This window comes from Neobacillus sp. OS1-32 (assembly GCF_030915425.1).
In the GTDB taxonomy this organism is placed as follows: domain Bacteria; phylum Bacillota; class Bacilli; order Bacillales; family Cytobacillaceae; genus Neobacillus; species Neobacillus paridis.
On the sequence record NZ_CP133263.1, the window covers coordinates 820,583 to 836,569 of the forward strand.

Sequence of the window (15,987 nt, forward strand, 5' to 3'; positions counted from 1 at the left end):
AGTTTTACATCGCAAGCTGCAACGGCCAATAGTAAAAAATGAAGGTAACAATGATAATCACAATGCCGCTCGCAACCAGGTAAAATGGGTATCTTTTTGAAACAGCCATTTCTTCTTTTTCATTCGGCTCAATCGGCCTTTGTAAGATATTTTTCTGAAACTCTTTTTCTTCCATGGTGATCGTTCCAAATTTAGAGCCAATATATAGAGCCAGAGAGCTAAGAACAACCCCAATAATGACAGGATTTAAATAAACAGGCAATGTGACGCCAAATTTTTTCAACGATTCTCCCAGTACAACTCCTAAAAACCCAACGATAATACTCCACAACGCCCCGGTTTTGGTAATTTTTTTCGAATAAATGCTGGCAAAGGCCACCGGTCCCCATGAGGCGGCAAAAAGGGTAGCGGCGAAGTAGCCAATCCACATGATAGAAGGCGGCTGCCATAACCCGATTAGCAGAATGATGATACTTACAATAATCATGGAAATTCGGCTTGTACGTAGCAATTGCGAATCTGTATAAGTTTTGTTACGGGATTGTTCCATAATATCGCGGGTGATGCTGCTGCCAATTAATTGCAGGAAGCTTGCACAGGATGATAAGGCTGCAGCCATAATGCCGCTGACAATAATCACTCCTAACCATTTTGGAACCATATTCATCGCCGCCCAAATAAATACTTTTTCAGTTGGTTTGATATTTGGATTGACGGTTGTAATCGTTGAAATGCTGATATGAAGGAATAAGTAAATCGTGATGATGGAAATCGTGGCCCAGACCCCTGAACGGATGGCGACATGCTCATTCTTTGCCATTAGGTAGCGGCTACTCTGCCACGGGCTGATGGCGATAACGGCAGACCAAACTAAACCAAGAATAATGGCCCAAAGCAATGCTTCCCATGGTGCTCCCATATAGGCGTTAGGGCCGGTAATGCCATGCCAGCTCAATAAATCAGGGCGGTCAGGATTTGTCGCCGCTTTGATGATCGCGTCGGGAAACCCGCCGGCTTTTCCAATAATATAGGGAAAAGAAATATACGTTGCAATCGAAAATAAGAAGAACATGATGGTATCATTTACCATGACTCCTTTTGCCCCGGAAAGTACAGTGAACGACGCATAGGCAAGCCACATGATTAACAAAGCAACTGGGTAGGAAGCACCAGAGATCTCGGATAATAGCACTGCACCGCCTTGGGTGACGGCGACCAGGTACGCAGAAATCCCTAGGATTGTCGTAATCGCTGCTGCCATTCTGACTTTATTCGATTGAAAGCGGTCCCCAAAATATTCGGGGACAGTCAACGATTTACTTCTCCTCAAATAGCGGCCAAAGCAAAAGACCCCAATTACATATCCAGTCGCATTAAAAATGACGAGTATTAATAGCAGAATCGGGTAGCCTTCATATGAAAATCCTGCCTCCCCCATAAACGATACGGTACTTAGGAATGAGGCGACTAATGTTCCGGTTACCATCAGAGTGGAACCTTTCCTCCCCGAAACATAATATTCTTCAGAGTTTTTAACCCGTTTTGACAAAAACACCCCGATAAGTGCGTATAACAGGAAGGAGACAATGATACCAATTGTATAAATCATGAAATCCCCGTCCTTTTATCGGTATTTGCCGACTGGTTTGCTATCACATCATGATTCATCTTCCGAATAAATAAATGTGTAATCAGTCCAAGAACAATGAGAGATCCACCATAGCCTAATGAAAAAATAAATTCCCCCATATACTACACTCCTTTGCATTTTAGTTTCATAAAAAAATTATGCAAATTTCGTGCCAATTCAAAAAATTCAGTTAAGTGTAATATATGACCTTACATGTTAGTTTAGATTATACTTGTGGAGTTTTCTCATGATTGTTGTTTGATTGACCCCAAGGGCCTTTGCCATTTTTCTAGTCGTCTTATATTTCAATAAAGCATTGGAAAGGATTTGTTTTTCCGTCTCTTCCACAGCTTTTTTTAATGGCATGATCTGAAGTGATTGTTCCCGATGAAATCTACGGTCCATTGTGAATGGTAAATCTTCCATACCAATTACTGATTTTTGGGCAGTTACAACCAGCTGCTCCATGAAGTTTTCAAGTTCCCTGATATTCCCGGGCCATTCTTGGAGTTGGATTACTAATTTAGCATTTTCATCTAACTGGATGTGCTGTGCATATTTGCTGTTGAATTTTTCGAGAAAATAATCAGTTAGCGCCAAAATATCCTGCTTCCGCTCTCTTAACGGCGGAATTTTTAGCGGAACAACGTGTAAACGGTAATATAGATCCTGGCGGAATGATTTATTTTCGATCATCTCGAGTAAGTCTTTATTGGTTGCTGAAATGATTCGAATATCGACGTGTTTTTCCTGGGTGCAGCCAACTTTTTTGAATGATTTCTCTTGGACTAAGTGCAGGATTTTAACCTGCAGCTCCAGCGGCATTTCCCCAATTTCATCCAAGAACAAAGTCCCTCCGTCCGCCGTTTCAACCAGACCTGGTTTTCCGCGTTTGTTGGCGCCGGTAAATGCTCCAGCTTCATAACCAAATAATTCGGATTCCAACAAGGCCTCAGGAATCGCCCCGCAATTTACTTGGATAAATGGTTTTGTCTTTCTTGGGCTGTTTTCGTGGATAATCCTGGCCAACACTCCTTTACCTACACCTGATTCTCCGTGGATAAAAATAGAAGAATCTAAAGGGGCAACTTTCTTGGCCAACTTTATCGTTGAAATCATGTTTTCGGACTGTGTAATGAACGTATGCTGCCCGGCAGATTCAATTATAACCTGTTGTTCATGTTGGATAGAGTGGATCTCTGACAGCTTCCGTTTCATCTCTACTAGCTCAGAAATATCCCGTGAATTACAGACAATCCGAAATAAATTTCCGTCTTCATCAAATACGGGTTTGGCTGTCGCCAGCACCGTTTTACCGTTCGGGTATTGCTGCTCCAATGATTGAATTGTCTGTGTCTCCATCGCTTTCACCGTTACCGATTCTTTAATAATCCCTTGTTCCACCAGATCATAGATGTTTTTATTGACAAATGCTTCCGGCGGCAGGCCGGTAAAATGTTCACACGATTCGCTAACAAATAATACTTGTCCATTCGCATCGGTCACAAAAATTTCGTCATAAGTAGAGTTCAGCACATGGGTGAGTTCTTTAATTTTTTCCATGGCGCTGTCTAATTGCTGTTGTAAATTGTTTATTTTTTCAATGTATTGGTCACGATCCAACCTGCTCCCCTCCTTTTATATAATATTTGAACACATTTTGCATCACCAAATCAGGCTCTCTGACTCAAATTAAGATAAATAGCTTTTAAAAATGCAGTTTATATCGGGTGAACCTTTTTTGCAACGGTTTGTTGCAAAAAAGGTTCGTTTATACCAGCCATTATAATACATTTTTTGTGAATTGTTATAATTTTTAGAAAAAACTTTTTTATAGCAAGTTCCAAAAATGTTGGCACGATTTTTGCTAGCTATCTTTATGCAGACTTTTACAGGGAGTGAACAAATTTGACACAATTTAAACATTTATTTAGCCCAGTTGAAATTGGAAGCACTATATTGAAAAATCGGATTCTCAGTACAGCACATCAAACCAACCATGTCATCGATGGAATCCCCACAACAGATATGACAGCTTATCATGCGGCCCGGGCAAAAGGCGGAACGGGTTTAATTATCCTTGAGGCAGCAGCCGTGCATCCTTCAGGGATGCTGACAACCAATACCATTGCCGGATTTGATAAAAATGTAGTACCTGCATATTTAGAGTTGGCAAATGAAGTTCATCAATACGGAACAAAAGTGTTTTCGCAATTATTTCATGGCGGCAGGGAAGTCGTATCTAGCGATTACCGCAATGCCGCATGGGCTCCGTCCGCGGTTCCCAGCCTTCGCTTTAGCACCATGCCCAAGCCGATGAGCATAGAGGAAATTAAAGAAGTAATTGAAGGTTTTGCCCTTTCCGCTAAATTAGCGAAAGAAGGTGGATTAGACGGTGTTGAAATTTGTTGTTCCCACGGCTATTTACCGGCGCAATTTTGGGCGGAACATACGAATTTTCGGAGCGATGAATATGGCGGTTCTTTTGAAAATCGGATGCGTTTTATTGTCGAGGTAATCGAGCGGGTATGGGAAGAGGTAGGTGATGATTTCACGGTCGGAATCCGCATGAGCGCCGATGAAATGACAATGGACGGTACAACCATTAAAGATGCAGTCAAAATCGTTGAATATTTGGTTGATAAAGTCAGATTGGATTTTATTGATGTCACAGCCGGGGATTCCAGTACGTTTGCCGGTTCAACGCATATTGTACCGCCTTCCCCGATCAAACATGGCTATGTGACACCGCAATCGTTTAAAATCCGGATGGCCGGAGCTGTCCCAGTATTCGTAGGCTCACGGATTGTCGACCCAGTGGAGGCAGAGCAAATTGTGGCATCAGGTAAAGCAGATGTCGTTGGCATGACTCGTTCGTTAATTGTTGACCCGGAAATGCCCAATAAAGCAAAATCAGGAAATTTGCCGTTCATTGATGCCTGTATCGGCTGTCTACAGGCCTGTATTGGCCATTATCATAAAGGATTAACCATTGGCTGTGTCCAAAATCCCTCAGCGGGTAAAGAAAATCTAGTTCAGGCACTCAAGAACCGGAAAAAAGAGAAAAAGAAAGTTCTAGTTATTGGCGCAGGACCTGCTGGAATGCAAGCAGCCGTCACTTTGGATGAACAGGGCCACGAGGTAATTTTGGCAGATCAAGCTGACAAAGTGGGTGGATTGCTGCATACTTTGAGACGCGCACCGATGAGACATGAATTGGCTGAATCCATGCTTGATAATTATATGAGAAAGCTATCCAATAGTAATGTAAAAGTACAACTTGGTACCGCGATTAAGCCGGCAGATATTCGTACAATCGCGCCGGATGCCATTGTTTGTGCTACTGGTTCTAGACCATACATTCCGAATGTTTTAGGGATTAACGACTCAAGAGTCGTAACAGTGGATGAACTATTTAATAAGCAAAATCAGACCATCGGTAAAAATGTCTTGGTATTTGATTTTGCCGGGGATTGGCCAGGGATGGAAGCAGCGCTTGACTTAGCTGAAAAAGGACACCAAGTAACCTTGATTTCAGCGCGGCTTTACATCGGAGAAGAGGTCCATCAATATTTGAGAAACGAATATTTGAAAAAGCTTTATAAGCTGAAGGTAAAAATGCTGCCGCATTATGATTTAGGCGAGATTATTGGCAACACCGTCGTGATTCGTAATTTATTTTCCTACGAAACAGAAAAGGTGGAAAACTGGGACACGATTGTTCTCTCGCTTGGTAGGGTTCCAAATAATGAATTATTTGAACAAATTAAGAATTTAGCACCTCATGTATGGCAAATAGGTGATTGCTTGGCTCCAAGAACCATAGAAGAAGCCACGTACGAGGGTCTGATACAATCATTAAAGCTTGGAATTGAAGACAAAGACGATAAAATAAATACCAGCTTCAGCAAGTCGAGCACACAATAAGAAGTATATTTTTTTCAAAAATAGCTTGAATAATTCAGAAAATTCTCGTAAAATTAAGATATTCCTTCATCCTATCCGTTTAAACAGCGGCAGGTAATGAAGAATTTTAGCCAAAAAATGAATAAAACCGACTGATAAGTTTCCACTTCCAGCCTTAGCCGGCTGGGTTAAATGGATCGTTAAGCCAGTCCATACCACCATTGCGTGTGTTTGGGCTGGCTTTTATTCGTTTTTGAATTTTTTTTGACGGGAGGTGTAATTTGATGGGAGCTTTAACCGGCTTGAAAGTATTAGATTTGACAAGGGTGCTCGCCGGTCCCTATTGTACGATGATCCTTGCTGATCTTGGCGCAGATGTGATTAAAGTCGAGGCTCCGGGGGGCAGCGATGAGACGAGGGCATGGGGGCCACCGTTCCAAAACGGTGTAAGTGCCTATTACTTATGTGCCAATCGCAATAAGCGGAGCATTACTGTCAATCTGAAAACGGAAGAAGGCAGGGAAATCATTCGAACATTGGCTAAAGAAGCGGATGTTTTGATTCATAATTTTAAAACCGGATCGATGGAAAACTGGTCTTTGGACTACGATTCTCTAAAACATATGAACCCACGGCTGGTCTATTGTTCGATTACCGGATTTGGTGAAACGGGACCATACCGGCATCTGCCCGGATACGACTATATTATCCAAGGGATGAGCGGGCTGATGAGCATCACCGGGAGCGAAGAAAGCGGCCCGATGAAAATTGGTGTGGCAATGGTTGATATTTTAACAGGTTTGTATTCGGCGATTTCGATTGAAGCCGCACTGCTGGAACGGGAAAAATCCGGTGAGGGGCAAAAAATTGATATGTCGCTAATGGACACAGCGGTAAGCTCGCTAGCCAATGTAGCCAGCAATTATTTAATGTCCGGAACCATCCCGAGGAGATTGGGAAATGATCACCCTAATATTGTCCCGTATTCAAAATTTAAGGCACGGGATGGAGAAATGATTATCGCGGTCGGAAATAACCGCCAGTTTGCGACACTATGCGAAGTGATGGGAATCAGTGAAATTGCAGCGGATGAAAGATTTCACACGAATGAGGCAAGGGTAAAAAATAAGCAGGAACTAACCGATATTTTGGAAAGCCGGCTGCAAGGAAAGCCAATTCAAGAGTGGCTGGAGTTATTTTCCCAACATAATATTCCATGTGGTCCAATTGCCACAATGGATCAGGTATTTAACCACCCACAAGTCATTGCGCGCGACATGGTCGCGCACATGGACCACCCCGAAGCAGGGGAAATCAAGCTCGTCGGTTCCCCTATTAAGCTTTCAAGAACAAAAACAAAAATCGAGCGTCACCCGCCAATTGCCGGGGAACATACGGCGGAAATTCTTCAACAAGCAGGATATTCACAAGAGGAAATTGAGCATTTAAAAGAAAAAAATATTATTCAAATTTACCAGGAGGCGTTCTCATTATGAATTTTGACTTTACCGAAGAACAAGAAATGCTAAGGAAGATGGTTAGAAGTTTCGTAGATAAAGAAATTATCCCAAATATGCAAGAATGGGATGAACAAGGGGCATTCGATCCAATTATTTGGAAGCGATTAAGTGAGTTAGATCTTATGGGTGTATGTATCCCCGAACAATATGGCGGCAGCGGCATGGATTATAACTCGCTGGCAATTGTCTGTGAAGAACTGGAAAGAGGTGACACAGCCTTTCGGACAGCGGTATCAGTTCATATCGGTTTAAACAGTCTTACCCTTTTACAATGGGGAAGCGAAGAGCAGAAACAAAAATACCTCGTTCCCCAGGCTAAAGGGGAAAAAATCGGGGCCTTTGGGCTAACGGAGCCGGGAGCGGGTTCTGACGTGGCCTCTTTGCAGACAACGGCGGTAAAAGATGGAGATGGCTATATTTTAAATGGATCAAAGACGTGGATTTCCTTGTGTGATGTAGCCGATCATTTTATCGTGTTTGCCTACACGGACAAATCGAAAAAGCATCATGGTATTTCTGCCTTTATCGTGGAGCGGACAATGCCTGGATTTTCATCTAAAGCGATTAAAGGAAAGATGGGGATTCGCTCGGGAAATACAGGCGAGTTATTCTTTGATAACGTAAGAGTTCCAAAGGAAAATTTACTTGGTCAGGAGGGTGAAGGCTTCAAAATTGCGATGGCTGCGCTTGATAATGGCCGCTTCACTGTGGCTGCTGGGGCAGTCGGTCTCATTATGGCAAGCTTGGAGGAAAGCGTTAAGTATTGTCATGAACGGAAAACATTCGGCAAAGAAATTGGCCGCCATCAACTTGTGCAGCAAATGATTGCCAATATGGAGGCCGGATTGCAAATGAGCCGCTTACTGGTATATCGTGTCGGCGAGTTAAAAAACAAAGGGGTGCGTAACACAAGAGAAACGTCACTAGCCAAATGGCAAGCCTGTAATTTTGCCAATAAGGCGGCAGATGATGCGGTGCAAATTCACGGTGCTTATGGATTTTCAAGTGAGTATCCGGTTGAACGCTTCTTAAGAAATTCGAAAGCACCGGTTATTTATGAAGGAACGAGAGAAATTCATACCATTATGCAGGCTGAATATGTACTTGGATATCGTGAAGATAAACCATTAAATAAAATGCTTCCGGCTTGGCCATTTGAGAAAGAAACGATAAAAAATAGTTAAATATATGGGATCAATATCATAGAAATAGAAAGTGTGGGACTTCCCTGATTTTATTGTGGGGAGTCCCCATCACTGAAGGTCCAACAAAGGGGAGAAATATTATGAGCCAAAACCAGGTACAAAGCACTGTTAAAGATGCATTGGTGGAGTTGGATAAACGGCATTTTATCCATCCTACTTCCTCTTTAAAACAGCAGCAGGAATCTGGAGCGCCGTTTATTTTTACAGAAGGCAATGGGGTATATTTAACGGACATTAGCGGTAAAAAAGTGCTGGAAGGTATGTCATCTTTATGGAATGTCAATGTTGGCTACGGCAGAAAGGAATTGGCGGAGGCAGCCCGTGAGCAAATGGAAAAACTGGCATTTACCAACTCTTTTTCATCTTTCAGTAACGAACCAGCAATCCGGCTTGCTGCCAAGATTGCAGAAATTACCCCTGGTGATCTGAATGCCGTATTCTTTACATCCGGTGGGTCCGAATCAAATGACACCGCTTACAAATTAGTTCGCTATTATTGGAAATTAAAAGGTTTTCCACAAAAAACAAAAATCATTTCACGCAGAAAAGGCTATCATGGGGTGAACATCGGGGCAACGAGTGCGACTGGCATTACTCCTTTCCAGGAGATGACATCGTCCTTAGCACCTGATTTTCTTCATGTTGATACGTTTTCTACTGAAGATTTAAAGGAATGCATTGTCAGAGAAGGCGCTGAAAAAATCGCAGCCTTCGTTGCTGAGCCTGTACAAGGTGCCGGCGGAGTCAATATTGCTCCAGACGGTTATTTTCAAGCAGTAAGAAAAATTTGTGATGAAAACAATATCTTATTTATTGCTGATGAGGTGATTACCGGGTTTGGCCGAACTGGCAAACTATTTGCCTGTGAGCATTATAATGTGGTTCCCGATGTTATGCTATTAGCAAAAGGCATAACCAGCGGCTACATTCAGCTTGGTGCTGTTGTATTAACCGAACGAATCCATCAAGAACTGATTGCTCTATCCGACGGTGTCCTGCTGCATGGCTATACTTACAGCGGTCATGCGACAGCCTGTGCAGTTGCGTTAAAAAATATTGAAATTATTGAGAAAGAAAACTTAGTGGAAAATTCTCGGTTGATGGGTGAAGAGCTGTTAAAAGGTTTTAAAAAAATTCAAGAAGAGATTGATATTGTTGGTGAGGTTCGGGCATTAGGGTTAATTGGCGCAGTCGAGATCATTGACCCTGTCACTAAGAAGAGATTCCCGACACCTATTTCACCAAAGGTAAGTACCGAAGCGGCAAAAAGAGGCCTTATTGTGAGAACGGTGGTCTTTGAGGGAATGGATACCGTTGTTTTCTCACCTCCCCTGGTGATTAATAAGCAGGAAATTGAAGAGCTTCTCGCCATTCTTCGCGAATCACTATTAGCTGTTGAAAATAGTTTATAAGATAAAGGTAGGCCCCGCTGCCCTTTTTGACTTAGGGGCCGTTCTCCTTTATTGGTGAAGCGTCTCGTACTGCTTATATAAATCTTTTAATGCGGCAATCAATGCATGACTAGCTTTTCCTAAATAGCCCTTTTTTAATTGTTCAAGGGGAACCTCTATTCCATTACGAAGGCTATGTCCTTTTAAAAGTCTTGTAATAAAATCCCTTCCATGCTCAGTAGCCAGCGTACAGGAAGCATCTACTATTACACCAAAATTTTTATCAATTTCCGCAGTAATCGTCAACGTTTCATATACACTTCTAGCAGCCATCCCCGTCGGCAGCTTTGCATGTCCAGCAATAAAAATGGTATTCATTTAATCACTCTCCCAAAATTAACTTTATTTTTAGAATAATACAAATATCGAAAAAAGGTAAGAGAAAAGTAATGTATCCAATTCCTTGTAATTTATGGTAGTTAGTTAAAATTTCTAAAGGAGTAGCAATATTTCAATTTTATATAATATATTCTATTAATTATCAAAATTGGAGGTTTTCATATTGAAGCAGATTAGACTTGCCATTGATGTTGGCGGTACATTCACAGATGTGTTTGTATTTGATGAAAAAACAAGAAAAATTTCAGTAACAAAAACTTCATCAACCCCATCCAATCCTGAAAAAGGAATTTTAGCCGGGATGGAAAAAGCACAAGTAAAAGGCGAGAACATTAAGGTCTTTTCTCACGGAACAACAGTTGGTACGAATGCCCTAATTGAGAGAAAGCTTCCGAAGACCGCTTTAGTAACGACAAAAGGGTTTCGGGATGTTCCAGAGATTCGCCGCGGGACGAAGCTAGATTTATGGGATGCCTATAAAGATACAGCCAAACCTTACATCAGAAGGAGGGATCGTTTTGAAATTAATGAAAGAGTAGATTATCACGGCAATATTTTAACAGAAGTAGATCCGGAAGAAGTTCGCGCTCTGGCACAAAAATTAAAGCAACGCGGTACAGAATCAATTGCCGTGTGTTTCCTGAATGCTTATGTAAATGGTGAAAATGAAAGGATTGTAAAGGAGATCCTGCAAGAAGAATTACCTGGTGTGTATGTTTGTGCCTCCAGTGAAGTTTTACCGGAAATTTTTGAACATGAGCGGATGAGTACAACGATTGTCAATGCTGTCTTAGGTCCAATTATGAGTCGTTATATTCGTACATTAGAGGGAGAAATGGAGAAAAAAGGCTTCAAGGATGATATTCTCGTGCTCCATTCAGGTGGCGGGGTTATGACCTCAAGCACCGTTCCCAGATACGCAGCAAGAATTGCCAGCTCCGGTATTGCTGCAGGAGCCATTGCCAGTAAACATATAGCCCAATTATGCGGCTATAAAAACGCTATTGGTTTAGATATGGGGGGAACAAGTACAGATATCTCACTCATGTATGATGGCGATATCCGAATCACAAAGGATTGGTATATCGAATATGGTTATCCAATAGGCTTTCCAAGCATTGAAATTTTAACAATTGGTGCCGGTGGCGGGAGTATCGCCTGGAAAGATGATGGAGGTTCATTAAGGAATGGCCCGCAAAGTGCAGGAGCTGTCCCAGGTCCTGCATGTTATAACAAAGGGGGCGAGGAACCGACAAACTCTGATGCCAATTTAGTTCTCGGTCGTCTTGGAGTGAATTTATTAGATGGTAGCATGCAGCTCGACAAAGAAAAAGCGATTCAAGCCGTTGGGAAAATTGCAAAAAAGTTTAATTATTCTATAGTGGAAGCAGCCAATGCCATTATTGAGGTGGCGAATGCGAATATGTGTGATGCCTTAAGATTGATTTCTGTTAGACGCGGTTATGATCCGCGGGAATTTGCGCTCGTTGCCTTCGGTGGTGCTGGTCCACTCCATGGTGCTTATTTGGCAAAGGAAATGGAAATACCTACTGTAATTGTTCCTCCACACCCAGGAGTTGCAGCAGCAATGGGATGTTTGCTTGTGGATGTGCGCCATGATTTATCTAAAACGTTCGTTAAAAAGTTTAATCAAGTAACTACTGAAGAACTTGATGTTGAATTTGCTGCAATGGAACAAGAAGCTGAAAAGCTACTTCAGGAGGAAGGGGTTGCAAAAGAAAACTCTACACTCATGCGTTATATTGAAATGAGGTATAGCGGTCAATGGCGTGCATTAGCTATACCAATCAGTTCAAAGGCTCAATCATTAAAAGAGACATTAGAGGCATTCCATCAAGAGCATGAACGTGAGTATGCGTTTTCTGATCGAAAACAAGCGGTTGAAATCTATGGCTTACAATTAACAGCTATCGGAACGGTTCCCAAACCGGAATTTCCTAAATATGGTCCATCAGGCAATCTTGAAGATGCCTTAAAAGAGATAAGAGAGGTTTACTTTGATAGCGAATTTGTTGCAACAAAAATATTCGACCGTGAAAAACTTCCGGTTTCCGCGGAAATTCATGGCCCGGCAATCGTTGAACAGCTTGATGCAACAACAGTGATCCCACCAGACTTTACCGCTATTGTCGATGAGTATCGAAATATTATTATCACTGTCAACAAATAAAGAAGAGGTGAAAGAAGTTGAGTAAGGTCAATTCGGCTAGTCAAGTTGGAACTAATCGTTTAGATCCGGTTACATTTGAGGTGTTAAAAAATGGTTTCGTGAACCTTGTAGACCAGATGGCAGAACAAATTTTAAGAACTTGTTATTCGTTCGTTATTTATAACAGAGATTTTAGTTGTGCTCTTTGTGATGCTGAAGGGAATACAGTCATGCAAGGGACACAAGATATTTCCGTCCATGTTGGAACATTGCATTTAACGGCGAAGGCTGTATTAGAAGATTTTAAGAATGATATTCACCCGGGAGATATTTTCCTCGTTAATGACCCATACCGCGGTGGTACCCATTTTAATGATACAAGGGTTGTATTACCGGTATTTTTTGAGGGAAAATTAATCGCTTTAATGCAAACCAATGGTCATTGGGCCGATATGGGCGGCTCGACACCAGGCTCTTTTGACATTACGGCAAAGGATCACTATGGTGAAGGAGTTCGCATTCCTCCAGTAAGGATTTACAGTAAAGGAACTTACTTAAGGGATATCGTCAACGTCCTTGCTGCTAATATGCGTGTTCCAGAAGAAAGGGTAGGGGACTTGCGCGCTCAAGTAGAGGCAGCAAAGGTCGGTCAATCGCAATTACTGGATATTGTCAATAAGTATGGGCTTGAAACAACATTGATCGCCTTTGAAGAAGTCCAGAATTATGTGGAAAGATTGGCAAAGGTGAAAATCGCTTCATTACCGAAGGGTTCTTGGGAGACGGTCGATTTCATTGACATGGATCCGGAAGTGGGGGATGGACTGATTCCAATCCGAGTGAAAATGACGATTTCCGATGATGAAATTGTCTACGATTTGTCCGGCTCGCATGACTATATCAACTGCTTCTTAAATGCGGGTTTTGGCGCATCATTATCAGCTGCCTATGCGGGTACGAAAACATTCTTCCCGGAAATCCCATTAAATTCAGGTTTCTATCGGGTGGTAAAAATAGAGTTGCCGGAAAATTCTGTAGTAAATGCACCGGCACCAATTGCTGTAACCGGTTTTTGCTCAGGTGCCTATGAAAAAATTATGAATGCATGCTTTGAGTTATGGTCCAACATTATGCCTGAAAGGGCTCTCGCCTGTTCTTTTAATCTTGAGTATTTATTAATTGGTGGCTGGGATCAACGCACACAACAGAGTAATTACTTTATGTGGTATGACTGGATGGCAGGAGGACATGGGGGCCGCTCCGGTCTGGATGGGGCTAACGCAACATCGCCAGTATTTGGCGTCGGTCTTAGTGTCCAGCCTTGCGAAGGTCAGGAAAGATTGTCACCGGTGATCACAACAAAACATCAAATGATTACTGATTCAGGTGGTCCCGGTAAATTTCGCGGCGGCTGCGGTGTAGAAAAAGGCGGGATTCTAACTGAGTTAAATAATTCGGTTATGTCCTATTGCTGTGACCGAGCTCGTTCCGTGACATGGGGAATATTTGGGGGATTACCGTCCTATCCACACGGGGCTTGGCTAAATCCGGGACGAGAGGATGAGCGGTATCTAGGAGCCATTTTTTCTAATGTAAAGGTGAAAAGCGGTGACTCGTTTACAAGACCATCAGCGGGCGGCGGTGGCTTAGGTGATCCGCTGGAGAGAGACCCTGAGGCAGTTCTTGAGGATGTTATTGATGAATACGTTTCCATTAAAAGGGCTAAGAAGGATTACGGTGTCGTTATTAAAGAAATCAACAGGGACCTTGACCTGTTTGAAATTGATTACGCAGCAACAGAAACAGTAAGAAAGCAAATTCGAAAAGAGCGCAAAGGTTGGTTGGAAGTGGATCCATTGGAAGTGGAGAAAAAATACCGGAATGGTGAAATTGATCAATTAGATGTCATTCGGTGCTATGGCGTGATTATGGATTATGGAACAAATAGAGCATTGCTTAAATCCACAGCACAGTTTAGGGAATCAATGAAAAAACGTTCACTTGCTTATTGGGAGTAGGAGTGGGGCTGACTTAAAAGAGATGGTATGTACTTCTTTTGGGTCAGCCTCTTTTAAAAAAATTAAGGGAGATGAATGTATGGCAAACATGATTAGACCGGCAAATGCTGTAGATGGTGGAATTGCTAAAGAGGCCAAGAAGGATGACTTCTCGCTTGAAAAAGTCCCGTTAGAAGGCAGGACACTAGGCTGGCTAAGCATCACCAATGTTACACTTGGGGTTGCCACAGCTATGCTATTTATGCAAATGGGGAGCTTAATGGCCATTAGTTTTGGTTCTGTCAATGCCTTACTTGCGGAAATTTATGCTACGTTAGTTGCAGGTTGTTTAGGGGTGGGGATTTGTTATTTTGCCGCTAAATCCGGACTAAATGTAAATTTATTGGCCCGCGGTGGGGGATTTGGCTATATTGGGGCATCCATAACATCTCTTATTTATGCCTTGAATTTTATTATGTACTGTGCGATTGAAGGCTCTATTATGGCTTTTGCTGTCCACGAATATCTTCCTTTTATTCCTGTTTGGGTGTTGATGGTTGTTTTTGGGTTGCTAGTTATTCCGTTAAATTGGTTTGGGATAAAGCAGTTAGATAAACTGCAAAAATGGTCCATCCCGCTATTTATTTTATTACTGGGAGCAGGCTTTATTTTAGCGCTAAATATGACACCAAAAATTGCGGGAAATGTATGGACATATTTGCCAAAAGGAGCTACTGTTGGTGGAGCTGGTCTTTTGGCTTGTATTGGGATTATGAATGGCTTGGTAGGGATCATGGCTCTTCTTGTTTCAGACTATGCCAGATTTATTAAAAAAGAGGAATTCAAAATCGGTGTCTTCGCCGTCGGGTTTATTCCACAGCTTGTTTGTTTCTTTATTATGGGGATCATTGGTATTTGGTTTGGCGTTCGAATGGGAGAAGAAAACCCGGGAATATATTTTGTGCAGATCCTTGGAATTGGAGGAGCATTATTTACCATATTGACCCAATTGAGGATTAACATCACCAACTTATACAGTGGCTCCTTGTCGTTGGCAAGTTTCTTTGAGAATGTTTTTAAATTTAAGCCCGGCAGGACCTTTTGGGTTGTTTTTGTCTCAGTTGCGGCGATTGTTCTTATGTTGGGAGGTGTATTGGATCACTTAGGAAGTTTACTTACCTTTCAAGGGGTGTTTTTATTGGCATGGGCAGCTGTTTTGGTAAGTGACGCTATTGTCGTAAAGAAATTATTAAATATCGGTCCTAATTATTTCGAGCATCGACAAGAGTATTTGTATGGATGGAATCCAGTAGGAGTCCTATCGTTAATCATCTCAAGTGTTATTGGATCATTTGCTGCCTTTGGTTATTTTGGTGTATTTTTACAAAATGTCGCCGCTTTTTTTGCCGCAATTATAGCCTTCATACTAACCATTCTTCTTGCAATGATGACAAAAGGAAAATACTACAGTAAAAAGAAAGCGGATAATATCCCTGCCAATGAGTATATATACTGAACTCTGAAATCTAAAAGAAGGATATGATAAATACTATTAATCTAAATCCCCTGTCCAATATTTTTCGATAGGGGATTTTCTTTGCTGAAAAGATACTATTTCGAAAAAGTATGGAAAAATAATAATAATACCCCTGTAGGTAATAAGGTGATAAATATATTATAATAATTCATTTTTATACAAAATGCCAATAAACGGTTTGTTTTTTTGTAATTGTCAAATTAATTTTGAACATTTGGTGACATCTACTGCA

Annotated in this window: 11 protein-coding genes; 7 read left to right on the top strand and 4 right to left on the bottom strand. The window is 41.8% G+C overall.

Annotated elements, in window-relative coordinates:
• Positions 1–4: 4 nt before the first annotated feature.
• From RCG24_RS04335 to RCG24_RS04345, 3 genes are all read right to left on the bottom strand, one after another.
• Positions 5–1,609 carry a sodium:solute symporter family protein gene (locus RCG24_RS04335; RefSeq protein WP_202651674.1) on the bottom strand — a complete coding sequence of 535 codons (1,605 nt, stop codon included), beginning with the start codon at positions 1,607–1,609 and terminating at the stop codon, positions 5–7.
• Positions 1,606–1,749, bottom strand: coding sequence for a hypothetical protein (locus RCG24_RS04340; RefSeq protein ID WP_202651672.1), 144 nt, complete (start codon positions 1,747–1,749; stop codon positions 1,606–1,608). Before RCG24_RS04340 ends, RCG24_RS04335 begins: the two co-directional genes overlap by 4 nt.
• 97 nt (positions 1,750–1,846) lie before the next feature.
• Complete coding sequence (locus tag RCG24_RS04345) at positions 1,847–3,253, bottom strand: sigma-54 interaction domain-containing protein (protein WP_202651671.1); 1,407 nt, start codon at positions 3,251–3,253, stop codon at positions 1,847–1,849.
• Between the two features lie 285 nt (positions 3,254–3,538).
• Here RCG24_RS04345 and RCG24_RS04350 point away from each other — a divergent pair, with 285 nt between their 5' ends.
• From RCG24_RS04350 to RCG24_RS04365, 4 genes are all read left to right on the top strand, one after another.
• Positions 3,539–5,557: an oxidoreductase gene (locus RCG24_RS04350; protein WP_202651669.1), complete on the top strand. Its 2,019-nt coding sequence runs from the start codon at positions 3,539–3,541 to the stop codon at positions 5,555–5,557.
• Positions 5,558–5,817: 260 nt separating this feature from the next.
• The gene (locus RCG24_RS04355) at positions 5,818–7,032 is read left to right on the top strand and encodes a CaiB/BaiF CoA transferase family protein (RefSeq protein ID WP_202651667.1); all 1,215 of its coding nucleotides are present in this window, start codon (positions 5,818–5,820) and stop codon (positions 7,030–7,032) included.
• Positions 7,029–8,240: an acyl-CoA dehydrogenase family protein gene (locus RCG24_RS04360; protein ID WP_202651665.1), complete on the top strand. Its 1,212-nt coding sequence runs from the start codon at positions 7,029–7,031 to the stop codon at positions 8,238–8,240. Before RCG24_RS04355 ends, RCG24_RS04360 begins: the two co-directional genes overlap by 4 nt.
• Positions 8,241–8,341: 101 nt before the next feature.
• A complete protein-coding gene (locus tag RCG24_RS04365) occupies positions 8,342–9,673 on the top strand; it encodes an aminotransferase family protein (protein WP_202651664.1) in 1,332 nt (443 codons plus the stop codon).
• A gap of 48 nt (positions 9,674–9,721) precedes the next feature.
• Here the strand turns inward: RCG24_RS04365 and RCG24_RS04370 are convergent, their stop codons facing one another.
• A complete protein-coding gene (locus RCG24_RS04370) occupies positions 9,722–10,030 on the bottom strand; it encodes a DUF3870 domain-containing protein (RefSeq protein WP_202651662.1) in 309 nt (102 codons plus the stop codon).
• A 184-nt stretch (positions 10,031–10,214) separates the two neighbouring features.
• Here RCG24_RS04370 and RCG24_RS04375 point away from each other — a divergent pair, with 184 nt between their 5' ends.
• The 3 genes from RCG24_RS04375 to RCG24_RS04385 all read left to right on the top strand — a co-directional run bounded on the left by RCG24_RS04375 (position 10,215) and on the right by RCG24_RS04385 (position 15,734).
• On the top strand, positions 10,215–12,242 hold the full coding sequence (locus RCG24_RS04375; RefSeq protein WP_308078389.1) for a hydantoinase/oxoprolinase family protein: 2,028 nt from the start codon (positions 10,215–10,217) through the stop codon (positions 12,240–12,242).
• A gap of 17 nt (positions 12,243–12,259) precedes the next feature.
• Positions 12,260–14,239, top strand: a complete 1,980-nt coding sequence (locus RCG24_RS04380) for a hydantoinase B/oxoprolinase family protein (RefSeq protein WP_308078390.1) — start codon at positions 12,260–12,262, stop codon at positions 14,237–14,239.
• 88 nt (positions 14,240–14,327) lie between these two features.
• Positions 14,328–15,734 carry a purine-cytosine permease family protein gene (locus tag RCG24_RS04385; protein WP_308079107.1) on the top strand — a complete coding sequence of 469 codons (1,407 nt, stop codon included), beginning with the start codon at positions 14,328–14,330 and terminating at the stop codon, positions 15,732–15,734.
• Positions 15,735–15,987 lie beyond the last annotated feature (253 nt).

Excerpts from the sequence above, each read along its gene's own strand:
- RCG24_RS04335 (WP_202651674.1), bottom strand. The coding sequence starts at position 1,609 with ATGATTTATACAATTGGTATCATTGTCTCCTTCCTGTTATACGCACTT.
- RCG24_RS04340 (WP_202651672.1), bottom strand. The coding sequence starts at position 1,749 with ATGGGGGAATTTATTTTTTCATTAGGCTATGGTGGATCTCTCATTGTT.
- RCG24_RS04360 (WP_202651665.1), top strand. The coding sequence starts at position 7,029 with ATGAATTTTGACTTTACCGAAGAACAAGAAATGCTAAGGAAGATGGTT.
- RCG24_RS04365 (WP_202651664.1), top strand. The coding sequence starts at position 8,342 with ATGAGCCAAAACCAGGTACAAAGCACTGTTAAAGATGCATTGGTGGAG.
- RCG24_RS04370 (WP_202651662.1), bottom strand. The coding sequence starts at position 10,030 with ATGAATACCATTTTTATTGCTGGACATGCAAAGCTGCCGACGGGGATG.
- RCG24_RS04385 (WP_308079107.1), top strand. The coding sequence starts at position 14,328 with ATGATTAGACCGGCAAATGCTGTAGATGGTGGAATTGCTAAAGAGGCC.